Origin of the sequence: Phaeobacter sp. JH20_34 (assembly GCF_048056095.1) — a bacterium.
GTDB classification, from domain to species: Bacteria; Pseudomonadota; Alphaproteobacteria; order Rhodobacterales; family Rhodobacteraceae; genus Phaeobacter; species Phaeobacter bryozoorum.
This window is the reverse complement of record NZ_JAYMWT010000021.1, coordinates 524526-541464: the sequence shown is the minus strand read 5'-3', so window position 1 is coordinate 541464 and position 16939 is coordinate 524526. Positions and strand designations below refer to the sequence as shown.

General features: G+C 62.4%; 16 protein-coding genes. 6 read left to right on the top strand and 10 right to left on the bottom strand.

The window, feature by feature from the left end; genetic code table 11:
* Positions 1-79: 79 nt before the first annotated feature.
* Entirely contained in the window at positions 80-988 is a 909-nt protein-coding gene (locus VWZ81_RS17180; protein ID WP_416543183.1) for a DMT family transporter, read from the bottom strand.
* A gap of 89 nt (positions 989-1077) precedes the next feature.
* Complete coding sequence (gene ilvC / locus VWZ81_RS17175) at positions 1078-2100, bottom strand: ketol-acid reductoisomerase (protein WP_340544688.1); 1023 nt, start codon at positions 2098-2100, stop codon at positions 1078-1080.
* A gap of 132 nt (positions 2101-2232) precedes the next feature.
* Between ilvC and VWZ81_RS17170 the strand changes: the two genes are divergently transcribed.
* Complete coding sequence (locus VWZ81_RS17170) at positions 2233-2688, top strand: Lrp/AsnC family transcriptional regulator (protein ID WP_340544689.1); 456 nt, start codon at positions 2233-2235, stop codon at positions 2686-2688.
* Positions 2685-3143 (top strand): Lrp/AsnC family transcriptional regulator, encoded by a 459-nt coding sequence (locus tag VWZ81_RS17165; protein ID WP_340544690.1) that lies wholly within the window; start codon positions 2685-2687, stop codon positions 3141-3143. The genes VWZ81_RS17170 and VWZ81_RS17165 overlap by 4 nt, the downstream gene beginning before the upstream one ends.
* A gap of 88 nt (positions 3144-3231) precedes the next feature.
* Here VWZ81_RS17165 and VWZ81_RS17160 read toward each other — a convergent pair whose 3' ends face one another.
* The 3 genes from VWZ81_RS17160 to VWZ81_RS17150 all read right to left on the bottom strand — a co-directional run bounded on the left by VWZ81_RS17160 (position 3232) and on the right by VWZ81_RS17150 (position 5605).
* A complete protein-coding gene (locus VWZ81_RS17160; RefSeq protein WP_340544692.1) occupies positions 3232-4428 on the bottom strand; it encodes a UbiH/UbiF family hydroxylase in 1197 nt (398 codons plus the stop codon).
* Between the two features lie 111 nt (positions 4429-4539).
* Positions 4540-4863, bottom strand: a complete 324-nt coding sequence (locus tag VWZ81_RS17155) for a hypothetical protein (protein WP_416543184.1) — start codon at positions 4861-4863, stop codon at positions 4540-4542.
* A 100-nt stretch (positions 4864-4963) separates the two neighbouring features.
* Positions 4964-5605, bottom strand: coding sequence for a pyrimidine 5'-nucleotidase (locus tag VWZ81_RS17150; RefSeq protein WP_340544694.1), 642 nt, complete (start codon positions 5603-5605; stop codon positions 4964-4966).
* A 180-nt stretch (positions 5606-5785) separates the two neighbouring features.
* Between VWZ81_RS17150 and VWZ81_RS17145 the strand changes: the two genes are divergently transcribed.
* Complete coding sequence (locus tag VWZ81_RS17145) at positions 5786-6439, top strand: GntR family transcriptional regulator (RefSeq protein WP_340544695.1); 654 nt, start codon at positions 5786-5788, stop codon at positions 6437-6439.
* On the opposite strand, the gene VWZ81_RS17140 is transcribed toward VWZ81_RS17145, so the two are convergent.
* Both VWZ81_RS17140 and carA read right to left on the bottom strand, forming a co-directional pair.
* Positions 6436-8388 carry a glycosyltransferase gene (locus tag VWZ81_RS17140; protein ID WP_416543185.1) on the bottom strand — a complete coding sequence of 651 codons (1953 nt, stop codon included), beginning with the start codon at positions 8386-8388 and terminating at the stop codon, positions 6436-6438. The two genes, VWZ81_RS17145 and VWZ81_RS17140, sit on opposite strands and share 4 nt — an antisense overlap.
* Before the next feature lie 137 nt (positions 8389-8525).
* Entirely contained in the window at positions 8526-9689 is a 1164-nt protein-coding gene (carA, locus tag VWZ81_RS17135) for a glutamine-hydrolyzing carbamoyl-phosphate synthase small subunit (protein ID WP_416543186.1), read from the bottom strand.
* Positions 9690-9909: 220 nt separating this feature from the next.
* Between carA and VWZ81_RS17130 the strand changes: the two genes are divergently transcribed.
* The gene (locus VWZ81_RS17130; RefSeq protein ID WP_416543187.1) at positions 9910-10383 is read left to right on the top strand and encodes a GatB/YqeY domain-containing protein; all 474 of its coding nucleotides are present in this window, start codon (positions 9910-9912) and stop codon (positions 10381-10383) included.
* A 27-nt stretch (positions 10384-10410) separates the two neighbouring features.
* Here the strand turns inward: VWZ81_RS17130 and VWZ81_RS17125 are convergent, their stop codons facing one another.
* The 3 genes from VWZ81_RS17125 to ctaD form a co-directional block, all read right to left on the bottom strand.
* Positions 10411-11226, bottom strand: a complete 816-nt coding sequence (locus VWZ81_RS17125; protein WP_416549224.1) for a prephenate dehydrogenase/arogenate dehydrogenase family protein — start codon at positions 11224-11226, stop codon at positions 10411-10413.
* A 236-nt stretch (positions 11227-11462) separates the two neighbouring features.
* Positions 11463-11954 (bottom strand): DUF2244 domain-containing protein, encoded by a 492-nt coding sequence (locus tag VWZ81_RS17120; RefSeq protein WP_340544699.1) that lies wholly within the window; start codon positions 11952-11954, stop codon positions 11463-11465.
* 155 nt (positions 11955-12109) lie between these two features.
* Positions 12110-13792, bottom strand: coding sequence for a cytochrome c oxidase subunit I (gene ctaD, locus VWZ81_RS17115; protein ID WP_416543189.1), 1683 nt, complete (start codon positions 13790-13792; stop codon positions 12110-12112).
* A 326-nt stretch (positions 13793-14118) separates the two neighbouring features.
* On the opposite strand from ctaD, the gene VWZ81_RS17110 reads away from it, so the two are divergent.
* Positions 14119-14547: an HIT family protein gene (locus VWZ81_RS17110; RefSeq protein WP_416535882.1), complete on the top strand. Its 429-nt coding sequence runs from the start codon at positions 14119-14121 to the stop codon at positions 14545-14547.
* Between the two features lie 451 nt (positions 14548-14998).
* Complete coding sequence (locus VWZ81_RS17105) at positions 14999-16912, top strand: alpha/beta fold hydrolase (RefSeq protein ID WP_416543190.1); 1914 nt, start codon at positions 14999-15001, stop codon at positions 16910-16912.
* The last annotated feature ends 27 nt before the right edge of the window (positions 16913-16939 follow it).

Genomic DNA, 16939 nt, shown 5'->3' with positions numbered 1-16939 from the left:
GTGGTGTCGCGCGACAAGACCCCGACGGAGTGGCCGGGTCAATCGCAATTGCTTTGTCCGCTATCGAACGATTTGCGGTTCAGGCCATGCGCGGGCGGCGGCTGCGGCTGAGGAGCAGGCCGCCGAGGATCAGCGCCAGCGCGGCAAACAGCTGCGGTGGCAGGGTTTCCCCCAGCAGCGCCGCACCAAAGATCACCGACCAGACCGGCACCTGATAGTTCACGGTGGACAGGAATGCCGGGCCTGCGCTGCGGGCGACCTGCACCAGCAGCACCTGGGCGAGCGCGGTGGGCAAGAGGCCGAGGTAGATCACGGCGCCCAGTGGCAGGGGGGCGGGCAGCTCTGGCAGCCCTTCGACCCAAAGCGCGGCCGGCACCATCATTGTGGCTCCGCACAGGAGGGTTGCTGCCGAGAGCGAGAGCATATTCACCTGTGGGCAGAGCCGGGTGATGATCGCACCGATGGCATAACAGAGCGAGGCCCCAAGGCAGGCGAGGCGGGCCAGCGATTCAAAATCCGTTCCGGCAGAGCGGAGGGCGTCGATCCCGATCAGCACCACCACACCGGCAAAGCCGATCAGGAAGCTGATGCTGCGGCGCAGGGTCATATGCTCGCCCGGCACCAGAAAATGCGCCAGCGGCAGCACAAACAGCGGCACCACCGCCATGCAGACCCCGGCAAAGCCGCTGGCCACAAAAGTCTGCCCCCAGCTAAGCAGGGTGAAGGGCAGCGCATTGGTAAAGAGCCCCATGCCAGCCGCGCAGGCCCAGATGATGCGGCCGTCGCGGTTGCGCAGGGTGGGCAGGCCGATTCCCATGGCGTAGACAGCCGCCAGCAGACAGGCTGCACCGATGGAGATCCTGAGCGCGGCAATGGTCAGCGGCGCAAAGCCCCTGAGCGCCAGTGACACCGCCATGAAGGAGGCGCCCCAGATCACACCTAGGAACAACAGCTTGGCCCAATTGGCGGCACCGGGGGAGTCTGGCATCGGATCACCTCAGTGAAATAAATGAAAAAGGGCGCCCCAAACAGGAGCGCCCCGGAGAGCTAGGGTGTGCGAGCAGTCTCGCGGGCGCCTTAGTTCTTCTCTTTGTCGACCATCTTGCCTGCGGAAATCCAAGGCATCATGTCGCGCAGCTTGCCGCCGACCACTTCGATCTGGTGCTCGTCGTTGGCACGACGCGACGCTTTGATGGTGGGCTGGCCCACAGCGTTCTCCAGCATGAAGTCGCGCACGAATTTGCCCTGCTGGATGTCTGTCAGCACGTCTTTCATGGCTTTTTTGGTCTGCTCGTAGGGCAGGATGCGCGGGCCGGTGACATACTGGCCGTATTCCGCGGTGTTGGAGATCGAGTAATCCATGTTGGCAATGCCGCCTTCATAGATCAGGTCAACGATCAGCTTGGTTTCGTGCAGGCACTCGAAATAGGCCATCTCAGGTGCGTAACCGGCTTCGACCAGAGTTTCGAACCCGCAACGGATCAGCTCGACGATGCCGCCGCAGAGAACCGCCTGCTCGCCGAACAGGTCGGTTTCGCATTCTTCGCGGAAGTTGGTTTCGATGATGCCGGAGCGGCCGCCACCGATGGCGGAGCAATAGGACAGGCCGATTTCCAGCGCTTTGCCGGTGGCGTCGGTGTCAACAGCCACCAGGCAGGGCACGCCGCCGCCTTTGGTGTATTCACCGCGCACGGTGTGGCCGGGGCCTTTGGGGGCCATCATGATGACGTCGACGCCTTCTTTCGGCTCGATCAGGCCGAAGTGCACGTTCAGGCCGTGGGCAAACGCGATCGCGGCACCCGGACGGATGTTGTCGTGGACGTATTTCTTGTAGGTTTCTGCCTGCAGTTCGTCGGGCATGGTGAACATGATCACGTCACACCAGGCCGCTGCTTCTGCGATACCCATCACCTGCAGGCCTTCGCCTTCGGCTTTCTTCGCGGAAGGGGAGCCTTCGCGCAGGGCGACGACAAGGTTCTTGGCGCCGCTGTCGCGCAGGTTCAGCGCGTGGGCGTGGCCCTGAGAGCCATAGCCCAGGATGGCCACTTTCTTGTCCTTGATCAGGTTAACGTCGCAATCGCGGTCATAGTATACACGCATGATCATCGTCCTCTTGGTTCGTGTTTGGATGCAGCATAGGCATGTTTTCAATAAAGGAGAGGCGTATCTGGCGCGAAAATCTGCAAATTATTGCAATGGTCATTCGTGTGTTACGCAATTATAATGAAGATCATGCTTGATGACTTGGACCGACGCATACTTCGCCATCTTCAGGCGGACCCAGAACAATCGCTGCCTGATCTGGGGGATCGCCTTGGCCTCACCGCCTCGCGCCTGTCGCGGCGGCTGGAGAAGCTGCGCGAGACCGGCGTGATCCTTGGGCAGCGGGCGGTGATCGACTGGCGTGCGCTTGGCTATGAGGTGGAGGTTTCGCTGCGGATCACGCTGGACAAGACCAATCCCCGCGCCTTTGATGAATTCATCCCCGCCGCGCGTGAGATCCCGGAGGTGCTGGAAATCCAGACCTTCCTCGGCCAGGTCGATGTACGGCTCTCGGTGATTGCGCGGGACATGGCACATTATCAGGGGATTTACCGCAGCCAGATCCTGATCCTGCCGCATATCACCGACATTGAGGCGCTGATGCATGTGGCACGCATCAAATCGGACGAGGCGCTGCCGATATGATGGCTCTGGATGACATCGACCACGCGCTGCTGCGCGCATTGGGACGGGATGCCACGCAATCGGCCGGCGCCTTGGGGCGCGAACTGGGGCTGAGCCAGCCCGCAACCTGGCGCCGCATCCGCCGCCTGCAGGAGACGGGGATCATCCGGGGCCGCAAGCTGGATCTTGATGCCGGCAAGCTGGGCTTTGGTGTGACGGTCTTTCTGGGGCTCAAACTGGCCACCAAGGGGCGCGTCTCGCTTGAGGATTTCGAACGTGCGGTGACTGCCATCCCGGAGGTGCAGACGGTCGAACATGTGCTGGGCATGTATGACTATCGCCTGCGGGTGACGGCGCGCGACATTGCTGATTTTGAACGCGTGCTGCGCCGCCGGATCATGACCCTGCCGGGGGTGGGCAATGTGGATGCCAACGTGCTCTTGAGCGAAGAACGCCGGCCCGGCCCGCTCGGCTAGACGGCGCCGTCGCCCGGATGCGACAGCCCTGTCATCTTTCCCCAAATACTCTCGCCGAAGGCACCGGTCCCCGCAGGGGGCCGGATCCCTATTTTACCCCAAGCCCCATCTGCATCAGGGTCTTGCGTACGGGGGCCATGGAATAGAGCGCATTCAGGCCAAACGCGCGCAAATCGCGCAGCGGGCGGGGCGACAGCATCGAGGTCCGGTTCAATAGGTCGATCCCCTTCACCCGCATCAGAATGTCGCCATGGCGGGCCTTGTGATAGCTCTCGAGCATCCTGGCGTCGCCCAGGGCCTCGGGCCGGGTCTGTGCCAGATCCAGCAGCACCCGCAGATCTCCCAGCGACATATTCAGGCCCTGGGCGCCGATTGGTGGCACCACATGGGCGGCTTCGGCCATCAGGGCAAGGCGTTCGCCCGACATGCGGGCGGCAGACTGGCTGATGATCGGCCAGATGCTGCGGCGTGAGGCCAGCCGCAGTTCTCCCAGCACTCCGCAGCTGCGCCGGTTCATCTCGATCTCGAACGGGGCCTGATCCATCCGCTGCAATGCCTCGGCTCTTGGGCCGCGTTCCATCCAGACAATCGCAGAGGAGGGCCGACCGTCGTGATCGGGCAGCGGCACCAGAGTGAAGGGGCCGCCGGAGCGGTGAATTTCGGTCGAGACATTCTGATGGGGCAGGTCGTGGGTCACGGCGAAGGCCAGCGCCTTCTGTCCGTAACGGGTGGTCCGCACAGGGATGCCCGCTGCCCGCCTCATCGGGCTGTCGCGCCCGTCACAGGCGAGCACAAGACGGGCCGTGACCCGGGTGCCATCGCTCAGGGTGACCTGGGCGGAGTCCGTGCGCGTGAACAGGCCGGTGGTGCCCAGACCCGCACGGAAATCCACCGTCTCCAGATCGTCCAGACGCGCCAAAAGTTCCCGCCGCAGGAGCCAGTTGGGCAGGTTCCAGCCAAAGGGCTGATCGGAGATATCGGCGGACTTGAAATCCTTGGTGACACGGGCCACCGGCTCTGCCCCGCCAGCGTCGATGATCCGCATGATGTCCAGCGGCGCGGCGTGGGCGTCGAGCCGGGTCCAGATCCCGGCGTCCTGCAACAGCGCCTTTGCCGGTTGCAGTATTGCGGTGGTTCGCAGATCGGCACCGGCCTCGTCGCGCAGTGTTACGGGCGCGGTCGGGTCGACGCAGATCACCCGGAACCCGGCGGCGCCAAAGGTTGCGGCGGCGGTGAGCCCGGCGATACCGCCACCCGAAATCAGAATGTCACAGCTGTCAGTCATCAGACCTGCCTTTCATCACTGGTCCTGAGATAGGCCGCTGGCAGCTGGAATGACAAGCGACATACTGTCCTTATGCCGGGCCTTTTTCGGGGTTCTATTGGCGCCGCGCCCCTAGCCACGGGTGATCATCACCAAGACGACAAACATGATGCCGGTCTTGGCGACCGCAGGGAGGAACAGCGCGGGCAGGCCCCAGATCGCAACAGCGAGGCCCCAGAGCAGAACATAAAGGAGGATAGCCAGAAGCGCCTTTGTGGCGCCGCTGTTATGGCCATCGGCAGGCACGGGAGCCGCGGCCGGGGCTGCGGTCACAGTGGTGCGGTGCTGGCTGTGGTCGAACGTCAGGTCATTCATCGGGCGGGCATCCTTGGCTGTGGCGGAGAGCGCAGCCTGATGGCGGAAGGGCCGGGCCTGCGCGGAAAAGATACCTGCCATATAGAGGTTATCAGTCCCGGAAAAAGTCGGGTGCGGCGGCGCGCCACGGGGGTGCGACAGGATGCGCAGGCCGGTGCCACCTTACGCTGTCCGCAGGCGGCTACAGCAGCCCGAGAAACCCGGTCAGATCATCCGTGTGGTGGTGAATATGCGCGCCGGTCGCCGCGGTTGGTGCCACATGCACCGTACGCATCCCCAGATCATGCGGCGCCTGCAGATTGCGCGGATCGTCCTCGAACATCGCAGCTTTTGTCGGGTCGATCTTTGCCTTGGCAAAGATGATGTCAAAGGCCTGACGTTCGGGTTTGGGGCGGTAATTGGCATGTTCGACCCCGTAGATCTCGTCAAAGCAGCCCTCAAGACCCCGCGCCGCCAGCACCCGCTCGGCATAGGGGGCGGTGCCATTGGTATAGATGATCCGCTTGCCCGGCAGATCCCGGATCCGTTCGGCCAGCAGGCTGTCCGGCTCCAGATGATCGAAATTGATGTCGTGGACCTCGATCAGGAACGGGTCCGGGTCCAGATCGTGATGGGCCATCAGCCCGGCAAGGGTGGTGCCATGTTCGCGCCAGTAGTCATCTCGCAGCTTATTGGCCATCTGCTGGTCGACGCCAAGCGCGGTCATGACGTAGTCCGTCATCTTGACCTCGATCTGATCGAACAGCCGGGCGGAGGGGTGATAGAGGGTGTTGTCGAGATCGAACACCCAATGGCGGACGTGAGAAAAAGATTGCGATACCATGGCCTGTGACCTAGGTCGCCCGCCGCATGATTGCAACTGTCGCCATGCGCCGGTGCACTACATCGTCGTGGCGTCTTCGGGTCGATCCGAGGGGCTGATTTTAACTGCGTGGTCGGGGCGGGGTTGATTGCACGGCGGCCGGACCTGTAGACATCGGGGGTCAACAACCCAAGGATCGACATGAACCTGACCCGCAGCACCAGCCAGACCGACGCTTACGCGCTGATCCTTGAAGCCATCGATGTCGGGGTTTACCGGCCCGGAGACCGTCTGGTCGAGAGCGACCTTGCCGAACGGTTCGGTGTCTCGCGCACGCCCATCCGCGAGGCGTTGCAGCGGCTGGAGACCCAATCGCTGCTGGAGCGCGATGGCCGGTCGCTGATTGTTGCCTCGCTGGATCACAACCAGATGGCGGAGCTATATGTGGTGCGGCGCGAACTGGAAGGGCTGGCGGCCAGCCTTGCGGCGCGGCACGCTACCGAGGAGGAGGTCCGGGTGCTGCAGGAGATGGTCGCCTCTGACGATGCCTTTGTAGACAATCCGACGGAGCTTGCGAAGGCCAACCGCCGGTTTCACGAGCAGATCCATCTGGCGTCACATAACCGGTATCTGGTGCAGCAGCTGAACCTGGTCCACCGCACGATGGCGCTGATGGCGACCACCTCGCTGGCGGCGGAGGGGCGGGGCCGGATTGCGCAGGCCGAACATAAGACCATCGTGAACGCGATCGAGCGTCGCGATGAAGAGGCGGCGGGGCGGGCGCTTAAGGACCATATTTCCGTCGCCTTCATGACCCGGCTGAAACAGGACGCGGGCGATCGCAGCAAGGGCTAGGCGCCACCGGTCGGGAGCCTCGGGTCGAGCGGCTTGCGAGCCTTCGCAGGTTGGCCGTGCGCGGTCTTGTCCCAGAAGAACGGTTTGAAAATCAGCTCGTAGAGCGCCTTGTAGACGGCAATCACACCCATCGGAAAATAGAGCATCATGCTGGGCGCCCAGAGCGCCAGCGATCGCCGACCGCTGGCAAAGGCCGCCGTAACGGCGATGATGATGCCAAGGAGTTCAAAGAAAACCAGGGCGGCAGCGGCCAGATAGGGCGCGCCTGCGGGCAGCAGCGGGGCGCTGGGATGGCCAAGGCCGAGGGTGATCAGCCAGAAGGTCCAGAGGCAGGGCGCCAGCAGGAACTGGCCAACGGTGCCGAGGAAGAAGGCCTGAAGGCCGAGGAACTGGCGCCAGCCCAATTGCCGCGCCAGTACGGCGGGGCGGCGCATATGCACCAGATAGGTGACCATGAACCCCTTCAGCCAGCGCGAGCGTTGCTTGATCCAGGGCCATGCGCGGCAGTTGGCCTCCTCATAGGTGGTGGTGGGCAGCATTTCCGTGCGATAGCCAAGGCGGCTGAGGCGGACGCCAAGATCGGCATCCTCGGTCACGTTATGGGCGTCCCAGCCGCCCAGCTGTTCCAGAATGTCGCGGCGGATAAACAGCGTGGTGCCACCCAGCGGAACCACCAGACCAAGGCGGGCGATGCCCGGCAGTACGATGCGGAACCAGCTGGCGTATTCGAGGGTGAAACAGCGCGAGATCCAGTTCTGATCCGGGTTGTAGTAGTCGAGCGCGCCTTGCAGGCAGGCCAGATCGTTATCGCCCTGCGCAAAGGCACGTGCGACCTGTTCCAACTGGTCGGGATCCGGGGCATCTTCGGCATCCCAAACACCGATAATTTCCCCCCGGCAGTAGTTCAGCGCGTAGTTCATCGCCCGTGGCTTGGTGGTCAGGCCGCCGTGGGCGGGCACTTCGATCACGCGGAACCAATCGGGTAAATCGGCGCAATGGATGGCGTTGCGGGTGACCTCGTCGTCTTCTTCGAGGACCAGAAGCACTTCGAGCAGGCTGCGCGGGTAGGTGAGTTTGCACAGGCGTCGCAGGAGGGCGCGGCCGATTTCGGCCTCTTTGTAGAGCGGGACAAGGACCGACATGCGCGGCAGGCGCCGTCCCGTGGCCGCCAGCTGTAGAGGGCCTGCGCTGGGCGGCTGCTTTGGCAGAGGCTGCGTGCTCTCGTGCAGACGTCGCCGCCGCCGGTCCTGCAAATGGGATACGAATCCTGCACATTTCAGCAGAATGAACAGCAAGAGCGTAAAGAGCGCCAACCCGCAGAGCAGGGTGAAAACCAGCCTTGGCCGGGTCGCGGTCAGGCCAAGGCCGGCGAGCCCCGTCAGCAGCGGCAGGCCCAGCCAGTTCGGCTGGCGCAAAGTGCGGCAGCTATAGCGCAGCGGTACAGAGGCGCTGGCGTCGCGGGCAAGATCCTCGCGGAAATGACTGCTGAGCAGTTCGGTGATCTGCGCTTCGCTTGCGATCACCGGCCGCACATCGCCAAAGCTTTCTGCAAGGTCGCGCTGCACCTCGGCAAAGGCGGCTGGATGCGCTATCGCGACGATCACAGTCTGCCCCAGTTGCATGTATGGCAGCGCACAGCGACGCAGCCAGAACCGGGCGGGTTTGCGCGCGAGCAGACGCGCCTGGGGGCGATGCCCGCCCAGATCAACCCGTGGCATCCCGTGCTGGGACGACAGCGCATCCAGAACCTGCTCCTGACTGGCCCATCCTTCGGAAACAAGGATCTGATCAATCGGAGCGCGCTGATGCTGACGCAGAACCAGCGCCCGCATCAGGTGATCCTTGCTGACGGCGTGATCTTCCACCAGCCGCCGTTCAAAGGAGGTCTGGCGTTCGCGCCGAATGAGGGGTCGTGCCGCCTCTAGGAATTTGAGGTTGTGTTCAACCATGACAGCACAGTTTATGCGGTCATGGATTCGAGCAAGAGGTTTTTACAGGGGCGTATTTATCAAGCCCTTGTTTTCCATGGCAAAAGCTTGCCATGGAACCGTGTTTTTTGCGTAGGCTTATCTCAGCCCCGCTGAATTTACGCAGATTTGCGCGCAGCCATAGCCTCGGCGAAGCGCTCGAACAGGTAGAAACTGTCCTGCGGGCCGGGGCTTGCTTCGGGGTGGTGCTGCACCGAATAGACCGGACGATCGGAGATGCGAATGCCACAGTTGGAGCCGTCGAACAGCGACACATGCGTCTCTTCGACACCGTCAGGCAGGCTCTGCCCGTCGACGGCAAACCCGTGGTTCATCGATGTGATCTCAACTTTGCCGGTGGCGTTTTCCTTCACCGGGTGGTTGGCGCCGTGGTGGCCGTGGTTCATTTTGACGGTCTTGCCGCCAAGCGCCAGTGCCAGCATCTGGTGGCCGAGGCAGATCCCGAACATCGGCAGATCCGTGGTGTCGAGGATCTGCTGGATCATCGGCACGGCATAAACGCCAGTGGCGGCGGGATCACCGGGACCATTTGAGAGGAAGACACCATCGGGGTTATGGGCCAGCACCTCATCAGCGGTGGCAGAGGCCGGCAAGACGGTCACGTCACAACCCGCCGAGGCGAGGCAGCGCAGGATATTGCGCTTGGCACCGTAGTCGATGGCGACAACCTTGTGCTTGGGGTCTTCCTGACGGGTATAGCCCTCGGGCCAGGCCCACCGCATTTCGTCCCAGCGATAGCTTTGCGCGCAGGTAACGTCCTTGGCCAGGTCGCGCCCTTCGAGGCCTGACCATTCGCGGGCCTTGGCGATCAGTGCTTCGATCTCGAAATTGCCGTCGGGATCATGGGCCAGGGCCACATGCGGGGCGCCCTGCTGGCGGATCGCACGGGTCAGGCGGCGGGTGTCAACGCCGCCGATGGCGATACGTCCGGTGCGGGTGAGCCAGGTTTTCAGCTCTTCGGTGGCGCGCCAGTTGGAGGATTGTGTCGGATCCCATTTCACCACCATGCCTGCGGCGACGGGATCGGCGGTTTCGTCATCCTCGGGGGTGACGCCGGTGTTGCCGATGTGAGGGAAGGTGAAGGTTACGATCTGCCCCGCGTAGGAGGGGTCGGTCATGATTTCCTGATAGCCGGTCATGGCCGTGTTGAAGCAGAGCTCTGCCACGGTTTCGCCGGTGGCACCAAAGCCGTTTCCATAAAAGATGGTGCCATCAGCCAGTGCCAAACATGCGGTGGGCTTGGGTGGGACGGTATCGGCCATGGCGCGACTCTCCAATATGGGCAAAATTCACGGGTATCTAAGGGGTGTGCGCCAAGCCGTCAAGCCTCCGTCGCTGCGATCTGGGCCTGTTTGCGGGGCGAGGCCGGCACCATCTAACGGTGTTTGGGTGCCCCAACGTCATTTGTCTGGCCCCAACTTGAACTTGACTACCACTTTAGGTAAAGATCCGGTTTCCGACTCCGTGGGAATGGACAGATAAATGGATACGCGAACTCGGGTCAATTTGGCCCTGAAACAGGCCATGAAGGACCGCGCAGCTGCCCGACTGGCAACCTTGCGTCTGATCAATGCCGCGATCAAGGACCGTGAAATTGCCGACCGGGTCGATGGTGAAGGGGGCGGAATTGGCGATGCAGAGATCCTCGCCATTCTGGGCAAGATGACCAAGCAGCGCAACGAAAGCGCACGCGCCTACGAAGAAGGCGGACGGCTGGACCTGGCCGAACGCGAGCTGGGTGAGATTGCTATCATCGAGGAGTTCCTCCCCAAACAACTGAGCGACGACGAAATCGCCGAGGCGGTCAAGGCTGCGGTTGCTGATACTGGTGCGCAGTCGATCCGTGACATGGGCAAGGTGATGGGCGCCCTGAAGGGCAAATACACCGGCCAGATGGATTTCGGCAAAGTCGGCCCCCTGGTGAAGGATCAGCTCTGCCACAGCGGCGACTGCTGACGCTGACCTGAGCCAATCGCTGTCAGATCAGAAGCCCGCCACCTTTGGCGGGCTTTTTGCTGGGCATTGGGTTGCCGACCAGGGGGTTGCCCGGGGCTGGAATGTGGATGATTGGCCGAGGTCGGCCGCGCATTGCAGGAAGGCCTGGCGCACCTCAGCGGCGAAGGGATTGTCGCGCAGGATCGCCTGCTGCACGTTGGGGGCATCTCCGGCGACCATCCGGCTGGCCTGTTGCATCAGTTCGAAACTGGCTGTGGTCATCCGCAGGGGACCCGGTGCAACCTGACTGAGCGCCTGGGCGATCAGATGGGTCAGACCCTGTACCGTCGCCAGCTCGCGGTCATGGGCCTCGGGTGTGGTCCAGATGACATCGAGCCCGAAGACATGGCGCAGCAGCGCCGCCAGGCGCAAGGGGCGCCCGCCGCGTAAGGGGCAGAGGGCGATTTTCTGACCGGCGAGACCCTGCGCGGCGCTTTGGGGGCCGAACAAGGGATGGCTTCCCAGAAGCTGGACCTCAGGCGGCAGGGTCCGCAGCATCACCTCCGCCGGCGCGATTTTGACAGAACCGACATCCATCACCAATGCGCCGGGGGTGAGCAGCGGTGCAATCTCGTGGCAGAGCTGCTCCATCGCACTGACAGGGACGGCAATAATGACCAGCGGGCAGGCGGCGGTTTCGGCAAGCGGGCAGAAACGCAGGGACGGGTGTTGCGGCAGGTCACAGCCTGAGGCTGGATCATGCACGCAGATCGGCACCAGCGGCGACAGGTGACGGGCGATCAGCTGGCCAAAGGCGCCAAAACCAATCAGGCCAACGCGGGGAAATCTGGTGGAAAGCGACATCGACATCGGGCTCCGGTCTGTGCCGCGCTGCCGTTGGGATGATGTGAGATGCTGCCTCTGTCCGCCGGAACGCGGCGGGATGAACATCAAGAAATGAGAATACGTCCGCCGTTATGAAAACAGCGGATAATACTGGATCGAAAAGGATACGGACGTATTGAACATATGCCTCTGATACGCGGCGCCGCGGCCAAAGTCAAAGGTGCAGTTATGCGGGGCGCTCCGGCATCGGGGTGTCACGGGCTGTGCCGGTGCAGCGCGGTCTTCAGATCCTCATAGAGCGCCTTGCGTTCCTCCTCGGACAGGAAGGCGCCGATTTCGACCTCTCGGCCACTGCCGCGCAGGGTGACGTAATTCGGCACGGGTCCGTCATCGGCATGCAGTTCGACCTGTGTCCAATAGCGGTTACAACGCCAGTTCTGGCGCTGTCCGGTCGGGTTGATGCGCTCCAGATGCGCTTCGGTGGAGTCCAGCGTCAGCACTTCCAGCACATGCCGGTCACGGCGACTGCGATCCAGTGCCCATTTCACCGCAAACAGCGTCGCTGTCACAAAGGGCAGAACCCCCCAGAGCGCCGCACTGCCCAAAAGGGGGATCATCGGGATGGTGATCAGCGCGGCAAGCACCCCCAGAAAGCGGACATAGCCCTCTGGCGGCAGCGACTGATGCGGCCATAGGTGCAGCTCTTGATTGCTGTCGGTTCGGGCTGTGATCCATTGATACGGCATGGCGTGAATTTAGCGTCCGCCAGCGGCCTGTCCAGCATCTCGACAGGGCCATGCGTCACAGCTGCGAAGGGGGGAACCGGGTCGGTGCTGCGGGCAGAAAGAAGGCCCCGAAGCGGGTGCTCCGGGGCCTGTCTGTCATTCAGTTCATCAACACCTTAGTGCGAATGGGAGCGATCCCAGTCTTCCTGCTTGGGCAGGATTTCGAAGGTGTGCTCCGGCGGCGGAGAGGGCAGGGTCCACTCCAGCGTATCCGCATATTCGTTCCAGTAGTTGTTCTGGGTGATGCGGGCGCCGCGCAGCAGCGAGTAGATCACAACGCCAAAGAACAGCAGGAACGATGCAAAGGACAGGAACGCGCCATAGGACGAGATCTTGTTCCAGTACGCAAAGCCTTCCGGGTAGTCGATGTAACGACGTGGCATGCCCTGACGGCCCAGGAAGTGCTGGGGGAAGAAGGTCAGGTTGGCGCCGATGAAGAACATCCAGAAATGGATCTGGGCGCCCAGCTCGGAGTACTGACGACCGGTCATCTTGCCGAAGTAGAAGTACACACCGGAGAAGATCGCAAAGACAGCACCCAGCGACATCACGTAGTGGAAGTGCGCAACCACATAGTAGGTGTCGTGATAGGCGCGGTCGACAGCCGCCTGCGACAGAACCACACCGGTCACACCACCGACGGTGAACAGGAACAGGAAGCCGAAGGCGAACATCATCGGTGCTTTGAACTCGATGGAGCCGCCCCACATGGTGGCGATCCAGGAGAACACCTTAACCCCGGTCGGAACCGCGATCACCATGGTGGCCAGCATGAAGTAGGCTTGCTGGTTCAGCGACATGCCGACGGTGTACATGTGGTGCGCCCAGACGACAAAGCCCAGAACACCAATCGCGATGATCGCCCAGACCATCGGCAGGTAGCCAAAGACCGGTTTGCGGGCGAAGGTCGCGATCACGTGGGAGATGATGCCAAAGCCCGGCAGGATCACGATGTACACTTCCGGGTGGCCGAAGAACCACAGGATGTGCTGATACAGGATCGGGTCGCCGCCGCCGGCAGGATCAAAGAAGGTGAACCCAAAGTTACGGTCCATCAGCAGCATTGTGATCGCGCCGGCCAGAACAGGCAGGGACAGCAGGATCAGCCAGGAGGTGACGAAGATCGACCAGGAGAACAGCGGCACCTTGAACAGGGTCATGCCGGGGGCACGCATGTTCAGGAAGGTGGTGATCATGTTGATCGCACCGAGGATCGAGGACGCACCAGAGACGTGAACGGCGAAGATCGCCAGGTCCATGGAGAAGCCGCCTTCGTTGGTGGACAGCGGCGGGTAGAGAACCCAGCCGACGCCGGAACCGGCCTGGTCGTTGCCGCCCGGTGCGAGGACCGAGGCAACCGCCAGCGAGGTGCCCGCGACATACATCCAGAACGACAGGTTGTTCATCCGCGGGAACGCCATGTCCGGCGCGCCGATCTGTAGCGGCATGAAGTAGTTGCCGAACCCGCCGAACAGCGCGGGAATAACCACGAAGAACATCATCAGGATGCCGTGGCCGGTGATCAGAACGTTCCACAGATGCCCGTTGGGGATACACTCACGCGTAGCATCTGCGATGAACCTCATGCCGCCAGATTCTGGAGCACACATGTACTGAACGCCGGGATCCATCAGTTCAAGCCGCATGTAAACGGTGAACGCGACGGAGATGAAACCAACGATCGCCGAAACGATCAGGTAGAGAATGCCGATATCCTTATGGTTCGTGCTCATGAACCAGCGGGTGAAAAAACCGCGCTCGTCTTCGTGGCCGTGACCATGAATGGCTGCATCTGCCATTAAGGTGCCTCCTGTTGCATAACGATAGGCCAACAAACACCGTCCCCGGCGGGCCTAGACTCATCCTGCGTTTTAGTTCGCCGGCAACAGGCCTTCAATGGCGGAGTTTGATATGGATCAAGAATAATTGTCGCGGGCAGGCCCTTTCGGGCTGCCTTTCTGATCCTTTGGCGCCGTGGTCCGGCGTATGTCACGGTGAAGCGCCCCCCGGCCTTGGGTCGTCCGGGAAGGATTTAGCCGTGTTTTATCGAACGGGCGGTCCTTGTGTGCTTGACCCGCGGGCGATAGCCGCGCAAGTTCCCGTTGATAGCTACGGAGGGCAGATAGTGGCGGTGTACGATCCAAACAATATCTTCGCAAAAATTCTGCTCGGAGAACTGCCAGCGCACAAAGTCTACGAAGACAATGATACGCTGGTGTTCATGGATATCATGCCGCGCTCCGACGGGCACATGCTGGTGATCCCCAAGACGCCCTGCCGGAATGTCCTTGACGCATCACCGGCCCAGCTGGCTGCGGTCATGGCGACCGTGCAGAAGATCGGTCGGATCGCGATGCAGGCATTTGACGCCCAAGGGATTACCATTCAGCAGTTCAACGAGGCTGCGGGTGGGCAGGAGGTGTTCCATCTGCATTTCCACGTGTTGCCACGTCGCGACGGCGATACAGTGCGACCACCGGGCATAATGGCCGATCCGGGTGTTTTGCAGGCACATGCGGAGATAATGCGCAAGGCCGTGGACGCCGCCGCCTGATAGAGGCCGCATGTTCTCAGAGTAAGCGATTACCGGCGGGCTGTCCTGGCCTGTCGCGGCTCGTGCTGCTGTGCTGATGCACAGGCGCGAAGTCGCGGACCAGTTATTCTACCTTTGGATGAAATTTATATTGATATGTGTGACCCGTTTATCCTAGGGTCCCGGCAGTCTTGGCCATAGGGCCTTAAGAACTGAGAACTGAACCGATATCGGGAGGGGGCTTGGCAGCGCAGCTGTCCAGGCGGAGCGATGTGGGTTTCATGTTTATGGCGGCCTGTCCCTGGCCTGCCCGTGGTGTCTCTGCAACGCCCGGCGAAGGGGAACCGGAAATGAAAGTTGCGGCAGTCTCGTATCGGTCGGGGCTGCTTGTGTTCATACCAACCTGCGCAGATGCGCCATGGTTTTGCAAAGTGACGGGCGTTTGGCCTGTGTATGTTGCTGAGGAGGGGCCGTGGGTAAGACGGCAGAGGATAGTGGTGATCTAAGGGGGCTGTCGGACGAGACGGTGGCAGCGGCCGTCTACGGCTCTGTTCTTGGCGCGTCCAATGCGGTCGCCTGGCGGGACCGGCTGATCCGTGCGGGCTATGATGGTGTCGCCGGGAAAGCCAAGAGCGCACTGATAGGATCGACGCCGGTTGGCGCCGGTAAGGCGGTTGCCAGCTCCTGGCAGGGATCTGCGGGCTCTTCTGACGGGCTGGGGCTTGCGGCGCATTTGTCACCTGAACGCGAGCTTGCCGGGTCGGCGCTGATCGGACGTCACTTTGACCGCGCCATCTATCTCAGGAGTCGCCTGATCGCGGCGCAGAACCATGGATCCTGGCCAGAGCTTCAGGCAGTGCTTCCCTGCGGTGCGAGGAACTGGCTGCTGGTATCGCGCGAGGCGGAGATTCTGGCCGCAGGTGATGACTGGCCGAGCCGTGGGCGCATCACCGCGCCCTGGATCGCTCAGGCCATTGGGGTTGCGGATGCCAAGCTGCCGCTGTGGCACACGCTTTTTGATGAGGATAGGCCGCGCCCTGCACTTACGTTGCTGCGGGGCGAGGGGGGGCGGCTGCTGATGTGCCAAGCGGTGGGCGGCCGCGGGGAGAGGCTGGGCGCCGTCGATGGTCTTTCTGGCGCGCGCCCGTCTGACATGGCTGCATGGCGCGGCCGATTACGGGCCGTGGACCCCTCGGCACCGGCGGTTCTGGTGGAACAGCTTACGACCGGCTGGTCGGATGTGGCGGCAGATCAGGTGGCATTGCGGTTCGGCTTTGATCCGGAGGAAATGTCGCTGCTGCGTCATCTGTTGATTGAGGCCGACTGGATTGAGCTGCGCATCGGGACCGGTGCCGAGCGCGGGCCAGAACTGGCCCTTCTGGGCCAGATGCTCAGCAAAACTGCAGCGCCAAGCTGCCCTGAGATGCTGCGGTTCCTTGCCTATCTCATGCAGCAGACGACTCGCGATCACGATATCGCTGCGGGTCGCGCGTCACCCCCACAACGCGTACTGAGCCTGGCGTCCGGGCTGACTTCACAATATTTGCAGTTTGGCGCCGAGCGCGGCCAGCCGGTGATCTTTGTCCATGGTATCTTTGACGGGGTTGCGGCGATCCAGCGGCTGCAACCGCAGTTGCGGGCGCGTGGCCTGCGGTGTCTGGCACCTTTGCGCTGCGGCTATGGTGGCTCGGACAGTTTGCCGAGCGGGACTGATCCGATTGATTTATTCGTAACCCAGTTGGATGCGCTGATCGACGCGGAGGGTTTGGTCAATCCCATCCTGTTGGGGCATCGCAGCGGATGCCTGTTTGCCGCCGCCGCCGGGCGCCGGCTGCGTGACCGGCTGGGCGGGGTGGTCTGTATCGGCGCGACACTGCCATTGCCCAGTATCGGACATGCAAGGGCCCTGCGCGGGCATCAGCGCGCGCTGGCGCTGAGCGCGGTCCATGCCAGCGCGGTGCTGCCGCTTGTGGTGCGCAGCTGGTCACGGTCCGTGCGGCAAAAGGGGCCGCAGGTCTTGGTGTCGCGCCAGATCGCCCGCGAAAGCGCGGACCGTCAACTGCTGGCTGACCCCGCGTTGAGCGCGGTTCTGGACCAGAGCCACAGGATGATGATGCAGCAGGGGCGCGGCGGCTACGAAATTGATCTGCGGCTGGCGGTTCGCTCGCGCGACATGCGCCATTGTGCCAAGGCCGCGCCGACCATCTATCTGCATGGCGGAGAAGATACCGTGACGCCGGTCGACAAATTGCAGGCCGCGCTGGGGAGTGGTCACGCCAACCTTCAGATCCGGGTCAGCAAACGCGCCGGTACCATGCTGCTCTATGCCCAGCCGGAGCTGGTTTTTGCAGCGATCGACGACCTGCGTCAGCGCATGACGTCATGATCGGCCTGTCCCGCAACGGGGGCTGAC